Raw genomic sequence first — 8,973 nt, 5'->3', positions numbered from 1 at the left:
ATAAAAGGTCGCGCTTTCGTAATCCCCGAAGATGTGAAAGAAATCGCAAAAGATGTTTTGCGCCACAGAATTGGATTAAGTTTCGAAGCGGAAGCAGAAAATATTTCGTCCGACGAAATTGTAGATAAAATTTTGGGGAAAGTGCAAGCGCCTTAAAATAATGAGCAATCTTTAATGAGTAATTAGCAATGTTGCGAATTGAAGATATTGAAAAGAAAAAATACCCGACTTTTTAGCCCTGATGAAAGCGGCATCTTTTTTTTGTGCGAGCGAAGCGAGCACAAAAAAAGATAAAGCGGACAGCAGGACGATAAGTGAAAAAATAAAAAAACTTGTTGCTCCTAAAAAAGCAAATGAAAAAATGGAAGTAAAAGATATTGTAAAAAAAGTAAGGCAAATTGAAATCCGGACGCGGCGGCGCACGGAATCAACTCTTATGGGACAATATCACTCAGCTTTTAAAGGACAAGGAATGACTTTTTCTGAAGTCAGACCGTACCAAAGTGGCGATGAAATCCGCAGAATGGATTGGAACAAAACAGCGCGCTTTCGAGAACCTTTCGTGAAAGTGATGGAAGAAGAGCGAGAATTGACGATGATGATTTTAGTTGATATTTCTGCGTCTATGAATTACGGCACAAAAAACGAACTTAAGAAAGATTTTGTCGCAGAAATTGCCGCAAGTTTGGGCTTTTCTGCCGCGGGAAATAATGATAAAGTCGGCTTAATTTTATTTGCGGATAAAGTATATAAAGTGATCCCGCCAAAAAAAGGAAAGAAACATATTCTAGCTATTCTTAGTTCTATTTTGAGTGCAGAATGCATTCCTGCAGTGAGTAAAATAGATGTTGCACTGGAATATTTGATGAATATTTTTAAGAAAAAAGCCTTGGTTTTTTTGCTTTCAGATTTTGAAGATGAATACAATGATAAAATTGTAAAAATTGCAGCGAAGAAAAATCAATTGTTAGGTCTGCGTATTTTCGACGAAAAGGATGAGGAAATTCCGGATGTTGGTTTCGCTCATTTCATCGATTCTGAAACCGGAAAAAAAATTTGGGTGAATACTTCAAATGCACGCTGGCGATATGAATTTGCAGAGAAACAGAAACAAAAAATAAAAAATATTAAGGAAAACTTTGAGAATAGCTCAGCGCATTTTTTAAATATCAATACCTCGCAGGATTACTCAAAAATTTTATACCAATATTTCCAAAGAAAGTAAATTAGTTTGAAAAAAGTATTTTTAATAATTATAGCATTCATAGGTGTTTTTGCAAATTCGCAGATGCTTTCTTCTACTTTAGATAAAACCACTTTGGCTTTAGGCGAAACGGCAGTTCTCAAAATAAACATTGAAGATCTGCAAGGAAAAGAAGTGACTTCTGCGGCAAAAAATGAACTTCTACCCTTCCATTTTGAAGCAATAAAAGACTCGATCAGTAAAAAGGAGAAAACCTACAATAGAACAGTAGAATTTGCTGTTTTTGATGAGGGTAAATTCCAAATTCCAGCGCTAGAATTTAAAATTGGTGCAAATGTTTACAAAACGATTCCCTATGAAGTAGATGTAGTAAATACGGCAAAAAAAGGCGATCAGATCAGTGACATTATGAATAATAAACAGGTTGACCTTGGCTTTAAAGATTATTGGGAACTTTATAAATTTTACATTTTAGGTCTTATTGCGCTAATCGCATTAATCATAATTATTTATTATTTTATTCGCTACAGCAAAAGAGAAAAAAATACACCAAAAGTTATCACCAATAAAACGTTGAAAGATCTAGAATTATTAAAAAAGAAACAATATATTGAGAATGGAAATTATCGTTTATTTTATGTAGAGTTATTAGAAATTACTAGGAATTTCATTTCAACACAATATCGATTTCCAGCGGATGTTCTTTTGACAGACGATCTAATTACATTTATGAAAAAAAATAACACTATTTCTCAGGAAAATGAAGCCGTCGTTGAAGATGTTTTCTTGCGAGGAGATCTGGTGAAATTTGCAAAAACTTTTCCAGACAAAGAAATCATGGAAAAAGACTTTAATGGTATTAAAGATTTCGTAAAACGTTCTTCCAAGGATATAGAATTTGAAAATTTAAGAAACGATGTTTAACTTAAATTTTGAATTCTACAGTCCTTGGTTATTACTGCTGTTTGTGTTTTTTATTCCTTTAATTGTGAGGGATTTAAGCAAACAAAAACAAACTGGTTTGAAAGTTCCCTCTATTCAAAATATGAAGGAAAATGGAAGTATGGGAGCGGTATTATTTTTTCTAAAAGTTTCCAAATATTTTATTTTATCCGCTTTAATAATAGCAATTGCTAGACCCAGAACTTTCACCATTTCTCAGGATCGGGATGATAGCAAGGGAATTGACATCATGCTTTCTGTAGATGTTTCTTACAGTATGCTCGCCAAAGATCTGAAACCCGATAGAATTACAGCACTGAAAAATATTGCCAAAAAATTTGTTCAAAAAAGACCAAATGATCGAATTGGTTTGGTAGAATACGCGGCGGAAGCATTCACTAAAGTACCGTTAACTTCTGATCACGACGTTGTCATCCAGGAAATAAATGATTTAAATGGAATCGAATTACAGCAAGGAACGGCAATTGGCGAAGGTCTGGCGGTTGCGGTAAATCATCTGAAAAACAGCAAGGCAAAAAGTAAAATTATCATTTTAATGACCGATGGTGTTAGTAATGTTCAAAATGCAATGCCGCCACAAGTAGCCGCTGAATTAGCAAAAAATAACAATATTAAAGTGTACACTATCGGAATTGGTACGAATGGCTATGCTTTATTCCCCACAAATCTGGATGTTTTTGGCGAACTTATTTTCACACAACAACCCGTACAGATTGATGAAGGTGTATTGCGAGATATTGCAAAAGCGACGGGCGGAACTTATTTTCGTGCAACATCTACAGACAGTTTAGAACAGGTTTATAGTGAAATTAATCAATTAGAAAAATCGGATTTTAAAACTGCAACGCTTTATAATTATACAGAATATTTTAGAATTTTTTTGTGGATAGCGTTGGGCGTCTTACTATTTGATGCGCTTTTGAGATGGGCTTTTTTTAAGGCAATTACATAGGGATAAGCCAGCGCTTATTTCTAATCTAAAAGAGGAATAAAAATGGATTGGTATTTAGGAAATTATTGGTACTTATTATTGTTGTTGCTTTTGCCGCTGCTAGGAATTCTTATTTACAATTTTATAAGTTGGAAAAATATACGTCAAAAATTATTTGCTGAATCGAAATTTCAGTCGCAACTTTTTCCTAAAAGTAAAAATATTTCTACAGTTTTACCAGTACTTTATCTTTTAGCAGTATTATTTTTAGTTCTATCAATCGTTGATTTTTTAAGTGGAACACAAGAAATTAAATCCAAACAAAAAGTAAGTAATGTTTTATTTTTGTTGGATGTTTCTAATTCCATGAATGCGCAAGACATTACGCCCAATCGTCTTACAGAAGCTAAAAACGTCATGATTCAAACGCTTTCTAAACTGCAAAATGATAAAGTGGGCATCGTCGTTTTTGCAGGAGAAGCACAATCGATAATGCCTTTAACAACAGATTACGGCGCAGCCGCTACTTACATTAATGGGATTGAAACAAGCGTAATGCCTACGCAGGGTACAGACTTCCTAAAAGCGATGCAAGTTGCAGTTCAAAAATTTAAAAACATACCAAAAGGTTCTCGTAAAATAATTTTAATTAGCGACGGTGAAGATAATGAAGGACACGAAAAAGAAGCTCTAAAACTTGCAAAACAGGAAGGTATTTCCATAATTTCCGTTGGTGTAGGAACTGATCTGGGAGCGCCAATACCTGAGTATATTTTCGGCCAATTGATGGGTTATAAAATGAACTCTACAGGCGAAACTGTAGTTTCAAAAAGAGAAACAGCAGCCCTTGAAGATTTGGCGACAAACACGGGCGGATTCTATTTTGATGGGAATAATCTAGAAACGGTAACAGCAAAAATTCACGATGCTTTGCAAAAAAGTTCATCAACATCGGAAAGTTTTGTTACTTCACAAACTGCAGTTCACTATTATCAGTTTACATTAGCAGCTTCTATCTTTTTATTCTTTATTATTTTATTACTTAATCCGAGACGGGACTTCAATATTTAGTCTTAAATTATGAACGAAAAGGCTTTTTAACCAATACTTTAACCCTTATTTAACAATTTTTAAAACAAATATTAACACTTAAAAGATTAATTTTGTGTTGATGAATATGGGAAAAAATTTATTGGTTGTATTTTCATTTATTTGTGGTATCATGTGCGCCCAGGAAAGTTATAATTCTTTGGTCTATGAAGGAAATTCTGCATTTAATAGTAAAAACTACGAGCGTGCCTCTTCAAAATTTATGGAGGCATCAAAATCCAGGGAGAAAGATTTTACTTCTCACTATAACCTTGGCAATTCCCTTTATAAAAGAAAAATGTACGATGAAGCACGGACTGAGTTTCAGAAAGCGGAAAGTTTTGCAACCAGTCTTCCAGATAAAATGGCGGCACAGTATAATATTGGTAATACTTTTATGGAAGGTCAAAAACCTGAGAAAGCTGCAGAATATTATAAGAAAGCGCTTAAACAAGATCCCAAAAATGAAAGTGCGCAACGCAACTATCAGATTGCTAAATTAAAAGAGAAGGAGAAAAACGAAGAGAAAAAGCAAAAAAGCAAATCTGGCGGTGGTGGAAAAGACCAAAATAAAAATCAGGATAATAAAGATGAGAAAGGGAAAAATCCTTCCCAGCAACAAGGTGGTAATTCTGAAGATAACTCGGGTAAAGGCAATAATGGCAAAGAATCAGGTAAAAATAATATCCCGAAAGATCTGGAAAAACAGATTTTGGACCGAACTTCCAATAAAGAGAGAGAAACGGCCCAAAGAATTTTAAATAAAAATGCTAACTCATCTCCCCAGAGCAATGAGAAAGACTGGTAATGACTAAGGTTTTAAGTTACATATTATTTTTAATCTCCGTGATTTCTATTCACGGGCAGGTAAATCTAAGGGCTTTTTCTGACACCCGAGATCTGAGGACAGATCAACAGTTAAAGGTCACTATTATTCTTGAAATTAGAGGTAATGAAGATGCACAACAGTCAAATTTAAAATTTCCCGATTTTTCCAAATTTGAAATGATAGGAAGTGCTTCAAAAAGAAATACCTATATAAATTTAGAAACTCAGAAAGTTGATAATCAATTTGTTTATCAGGTAGTTTTAGAACCTAAGCAGACTGGAAAAATAAAAATTGGATCTTTCCTTATTACTGCAAATGATAAAATTTACAAAACAGAACCTTTTGATGTTTATGTAACAGAAGGTCCAAAAAAAGTAGTCGAAAGACCAAATATTGCAGATGAAATGTATCTAGACTTGGAAGTAAAAGACCGAAATATTTATAAGAATCAGCCAACAATTGCAGTCTTAAGAGCTTACAGTAAAAATTTCGATAATTTTAGACATATTAGACATATTAAATTTCCTAAAAATAGTGAGGTGAAGTTTCATCCGATTAGTTATGAGAAATCTGATATAGAGCAAAATGATAATTCAAAAATATCTTCTCAAGTTATTGGCATTTTCCTTATCAGTACACCGGATAGTGGAGAAATTGATATTCCACCAGTTTCCGCAATGGTTAAGAACAACTCATCTAGCGCAACTTTAAAATCTAAAAAAGTAATTTTAAACGTAAAGAAATTACCTAGCAACAGTCCTGATAATTTTAAAAATGCAATAGGTAATTTTAAATTATATCTAAACTGTAATGCTGCGGAAAACAATACTGTTGGTAAGCCAGTAGATGTGCAAGTTAAAATTTCTGGTGAAGGAAATTTTCGGTCTATGGATCTGCCGGAGCTTTTAGAATCTGAAAATTATAGTTTTTTTCCACCGAAAATATCATACGATACTAAAAGCTCGGATAAGGGTTTTGTGGGAAATGTGATTTTAAACTATGTGGTAATCCCTAAGATAAGTGGAAAAATCGTACTAAAGACAAAAGATTTTTCCTTCTTTGACCCGGGAAAAACAGCTTATGAAAACATTAAAGCAGATACTTTAAGCTTTGAAGCTATGACAGCTGATCAAATAGATGACACAAAAACAACTTTAGATAAAGTAAATGATTATACAATCCACGTTCTATCAAATGTCAATGCCCCGAAAGTGATATCTGATCAACTAAAAATTCCAAAAACACATGACATCAATTATAAAATCATCTTTGGAAATTTAGTTTTATTATGCGGAATAGTTGCATTAATATTCATCTACAGAAGTAAAAAAAGAAAAAAAATCAAGAAGAAGAAATTTTCAGATAAAAAAATTGAAAGTATTCGTGAAGTTGAAGAACGATTGGCGAAAGAAAAGCCTTTTGACTTTGAAGAAGAACTTAGTTATCTGGAAACATTAAAAAACGCAAAAGACTTTGAAGGATTCTTTAAAGCTTTTGAAAACTTTCAAAAAGAGTTGGAAATTTTTAGTGAAAGACAATATAATCTACCTTTCACAAAGTATTTAATCCAAACAAAAGGCGCAAAAATTGCGGAAGATTTTAGAAATTTAAATCAGCTAATTTCGATAGAAAAATTTGCGCCAATAAAAGATGAAGTTCATATGGATAATCTTTGTGAAAATTTAAAGATTTTAATTTCAGAAATTAAATAATAGTTAAATATTATTCATAATTTTGCGAAATTAATAAAAGTAGATGTTCGAATTATTTTCTGTAAAACAGACACTTACAGCAACAATGGTTTTGTTTGCCGTGATAGACATTTTAGGATCAATTCCAATTATTGTAACCTTACGTCAAAAATTTGGGAAAATTGAGGCTGAAAAAGCTTCTATTGTTGCGGCAATTTTAATGATCGCTTTCCTATTTATCGGTGATAATATTTTGAAACTGATTGGAATAGATAAGTATTCTTTCGCAATTGCCGGTGCATTTGTTATTTTTATAATCGCTTTAGAAATGATTTTGGGCATTGAAATTAATAAAGCTGGCGAAAATAATTCTGCTTCCATCATACCTATCGCTTTTCCATTAATTGCGGGAGCCGGAACTCTGACTACCACTCTTTCCCTGCGAGCAGAATATCACGATATTAATATTATTTGTGCCATTATTCTCAATACTATTTTTGTGTATCTCGTTTTAAAATCCGCAACATGGTTAGAAAAGAAGATGGGCAAAGGAAGCTTACAAGTGTTACAAAAAGTTTTCGGAATTATACTTTTAGCGATCGCTATTAAATTATTTACCGCTAACTTTGCAATGTTATTTGCACAATATATTCATTTTTAAAATAAAATAATGAAAACCTTATATAAAATATTTTTTGGACTTTTTCTGATTCTAATTGCAGTTAATCTTTATATGGTGGACTGGAATCTTGGTTTTTTCAACAGTGAAAATGCTAAGTTCATGCTTCCTTTGGCAGCAGGTGTTTTGGGAACATTTTTCGTCATTATCCTAAATACGCTAAGAAAACTTTCTACGTCTAGGAAATAAGATCTAAATTTTTTAGGATCGCTTCAGACTTGAGCTCCGTTTCACGCCATTCTTTTTTGGAATTGCTTTGCTCCGTAACTCCTCCTCCTACGAAAAGTTCTGCAGCATTGTTATAAATTTTTGCGCACCTGAGATTTACAAAAAAATAGACATCTGTATCAGTTTCTACTTTAGAAAATCCAGCATAAAACTCGCGTGGTTTTTTTTCAAAATTTAAAATTGCAGATTTACAAAAATCTTTGGGAATGCCACAAACTGCTGGGGTTGGATGAAGATTTAAAATTAAATCTTCTAAATTTTTTTCTAATATTTTTAATTTGTAATCCGTCCGTAGATGTTTAATATTTCCAGATAGATGGTCTTTTGTTTCAGATATCTTAACTTTATTGGAATATTTTTTTAAAACAGATTCAACATATAAACTGACAGTTTTTTGCTCATCTAATTCTTTCTTCGTCCACGTATTTTTTAAAGGTAACGTTCCCGCTAAACTCATGGTTTCAAACTCAGCAGTTTCCTTATTGAATTTACCTAAAACTTCAGAAAACGCGCCGATCCAACATTCATTATCAGTTTTAAATACGTACACAAATGCATTTTCATAGGATTTTATTAAATTTAAAAAACTTTGTGATAAGTTGACCGCTTGATTCTTTAGTTCAATAATTTTTCGACGGGAAATCACCAATTTTGGGATTTTATTTTCTTTGATAAAAGAAATAACTTTCTCTAACTTTTGAATATATGCAATTTCAGATTCTTCTTTAGAATCGGTTAAAAAAAAATTAAGATCTTCAGAGATCCAGGGATTTTCTAGCAATTGTTGTTCTGAAATTTTTTGAAAATCACCTTTAAAATCTAATGTTTGTAAAGTATCAAAAGTGGTGAAGCCAATATTTTCATTACTAGAATTTAAATCATTGAAGTAAATATCTTCAGAAAAAGGCAAACGAAAAATAATTTGAGCCGACATTTTATTTTGCAATCACGTTATTTGTCATCGTTGTATGATTAATTAAATCACCTTTTTCATTACGAATTTCAATTTCGGAAACATGTACTGTTTTACCTTTCCTGATAAATTTGGCAGTTCCAGTAACAATACCTTTTCGAACACTTCGCAAGTGGTTTGAATTAATATTGGTGCCGACTGCATAAAATTTTTCAGTATCTAAATTAATATTTGAAAGACATGAACCCAAAGTTTCGGCCAAAACGCAGCTTGCACCGCCGTGCATAATACCAAAAGGCTGATGTACGTTTTCATTCACCGGCATAGTGGCAGATAGTGATTCTGCTGTCACTGCAGAAAATTGTATTCCTAAATTTTTGGCTAATAATCCGTTTCCCCAATTATTTAAAAAGTCTAAAGTTTGTATTTTTTCCTGTTCAGTCATT

Annotated in this window: 10 protein-coding genes and 1 pseudogene; 9 read left to right on the top strand and 2 right to left on the bottom strand. The window is 32.6% G+C overall.

Annotated features, from left to right (window positions below; genetic code table 11):
* The 9 genes and pseudogenes from ACVBED_RS08960 to ACVBED_RS08920 form a co-directional block, all read left to right on the top strand.
* Positions 1 to 156, top strand: a pseudogene (locus ACVBED_RS08960) (AAA family ATPase); the annotation flags it as partial.
* Positions 157 to 361: 205 nt separating this feature from the next.
* Positions 362 to 1,225, top strand: a complete 864-nt coding sequence (locus tag ACVBED_RS08955; RefSeq protein ID WP_473094880.1) for a DUF58 domain-containing protein — start codon at positions 362 to 364, stop codon at positions 1,223 to 1,225.
* Between the two features lie 6 nt (positions 1,226 to 1,231).
* A complete protein-coding gene (locus ACVBED_RS08950) occupies positions 1,232 to 2,128 on the top strand; it encodes a BatD family protein (protein ID WP_447121531.1) in 897 nt (298 codons plus the stop codon).
* Positions 2,121 to 3,119: a VWA domain-containing protein gene (locus ACVBED_RS08945; RefSeq protein WP_447121530.1), complete on the top strand. Its 999-nt coding sequence runs from the start codon at positions 2,121 to 2,123 to the stop codon at positions 3,117 to 3,119. Before ACVBED_RS08950 ends, ACVBED_RS08945 begins: the two co-directional genes overlap by 8 nt.
* Before the next feature lie 42 nt (positions 3,120 to 3,161).
* The gene (locus tag ACVBED_RS08940; protein ID WP_447121529.1) at positions 3,162 to 4,169 is read left to right on the top strand and encodes a vWA domain-containing protein; all 1,008 of its coding nucleotides are present in this window, start codon (positions 3,162 to 3,164) and stop codon (positions 4,167 to 4,169) included.
* Positions 4,170 to 4,275: 106 nt separating this feature from the next.
* Complete coding sequence (locus ACVBED_RS08935) at positions 4,276 to 4,995, top strand: tetratricopeptide repeat protein (RefSeq protein ID WP_447121528.1); 720 nt, start codon at positions 4,276 to 4,278, stop codon at positions 4,993 to 4,995.
* Positions 4,995 to 6,728 carry a BatD family protein gene (locus ACVBED_RS08930; RefSeq protein WP_447121527.1) on the top strand — a complete coding sequence of 578 codons (1,734 nt, stop codon included), beginning with the start codon at positions 4,995 to 4,997 and terminating at the stop codon, positions 6,726 to 6,728. The genes ACVBED_RS08935 and ACVBED_RS08930 overlap by 1 nt, the downstream gene beginning before the upstream one ends.
* 43 nt (positions 6,729 to 6,771) lie before the next feature.
* Positions 6,772 to 7,368 carry a MarC family protein gene (locus ACVBED_RS08925; RefSeq protein WP_447121526.1) on the top strand — a complete coding sequence of 199 codons (597 nt, stop codon included), beginning with the start codon at positions 6,772 to 6,774 and terminating at the stop codon, positions 7,366 to 7,368.
* Positions 7,369 to 7,377: 9 nt separating this feature from the next.
* Entirely contained in the window at positions 7,378 to 7,575 is a 198-nt protein-coding gene (locus ACVBED_RS08920; RefSeq protein ID WP_447121525.1) for a hypothetical protein, read from the top strand.
* Here ACVBED_RS08920 and ACVBED_RS08915 read toward each other — a convergent pair.
* Entirely contained in the window at positions 7,565 to 8,548 is a 984-nt protein-coding gene (locus ACVBED_RS08915) for a chorismate-binding protein (RefSeq protein ID WP_447121524.1), read from the bottom strand. The genes ACVBED_RS08920 and ACVBED_RS08915 overlap by 11 nt on opposite strands.
* A 1-nt stretch (position 8,549) precedes the next feature.
* On the bottom strand, positions 8,550 to 8,972 hold the full coding sequence (locus ACVBED_RS08910) for a PaaI family thioesterase (protein ID WP_447121523.1): 423 nt from the start codon (positions 8,970 to 8,972) through the stop codon (positions 8,550 to 8,552).
* Position 8,973: the final 1 nt, after the last annotated feature.

Source organism: Halpernia sp. GG3 (assembly GCF_052976925.2).
This window is presented reverse-complemented; position numbering and strand designations above follow the sequence as displayed.

What these genes read in the sequence shown, in the direction of transcription:
- ACVBED_RS08935 (WP_447121528.1), top strand. Translation starts at nt 4,276, where the DNA reads ATGGGAAAAAATTTATTGGTTGTATTTTCATTTATTTGTGGTATCATG.
- ACVBED_RS08955 (WP_473094880.1), top strand. Translation starts at nt 362, where the DNA reads ATGGAAGTAAAAGATATTGTAAAAAAAGTAAGGCAAATTGAAATCCGG.
- ACVBED_RS08945 (WP_447121530.1), top strand. Translation starts at nt 2,121, where the DNA reads ATGTTTAACTTAAATTTTGAATTCTACAGTCCTTGGTTATTACTGCTG.
- ACVBED_RS08925 (WP_447121526.1), top strand. Translation starts at nt 6,772, where the DNA reads ATGTTCGAATTATTTTCTGTAAAACAGACACTTACAGCAACAATGGTT.
- ACVBED_RS08920 (WP_447121525.1), top strand. Translation starts at nt 7,378, where the DNA reads ATGAAAACCTTATATAAAATATTTTTTGGACTTTTTCTGATTCTAATT.
- ACVBED_RS08915 (WP_447121524.1), bottom strand. Translation starts at nt 8,548, where the DNA reads ATGTCGGCTCAAATTATTTTTCGTTTGCCTTTTTCTGAAGATATTTAC.
- ACVBED_RS08940 (WP_447121529.1), top strand. Translation starts at nt 3,162, where the DNA reads ATGGATTGGTATTTAGGAAATTATTGGTACTTATTATTGTTGTTGCTT.
- ACVBED_RS08910 (WP_447121523.1), bottom strand. Translation starts at nt 8,972, where the DNA reads ATGACTGAACAGGAAAAAATACAAACTTTAGACTTTTTAAATAATTGG.
- ACVBED_RS08930 (WP_447121527.1), top strand. Translation starts at nt 4,995, where the DNA reads ATGACTAAGGTTTTAAGTTACATATTATTTTTAATCTCCGTGATTTCT.